The following is a 248-nucleotide window of genomic DNA, read 5'->3' as shown; positions in this document are numbered from 1 at the left end:
GGTATTGCCTACAGTTCCACTACCACTCACTTGTAAGGTACCGGCATTGACAGTAGTAGCGCCACCATAGGTGTTAGCACCTGACAGAGTGAGGATACCTACTCCTGCTTTTGTCAGAGTAACACCGGTACCTGCAATGATGCCGTCAATCGAACCAGCACCACTATTGGTAATCGAGATGGCGCTACTGCTAGCTAAGGTAATCGCATGGGCAGTTAAGGTTGCTGTATTAATGGTGAGGCCAGTTA

At 48.8% G+C, this 248-nt stretch carries 1 protein-coding gene; it reads right to left on the bottom strand.

Annotated elements, in window-relative coordinates; translation table 11 throughout:
- Positions 1-248, bottom strand: a 248-nt coding sequence (locus ICN47_RS12820; RefSeq protein ID WP_216220297.1) for an autotransporter-associated beta strand repeat-containing protein, incomplete at both ends; no start/stop codon positions are given.

The sequence above is a fragment of the Polynucleobacter sp. AP-Latsch-80-C2 genome, assembly GCF_018882185.1.
GTDB lineage: Bacteria > Pseudomonadota > Gammaproteobacteria > Burkholderiales > Burkholderiaceae > Polynucleobacter.
Note: the sequence above shows the minus strand (reverse complement) of the source record. Positions and strands in the feature narration are given on the sequence as shown.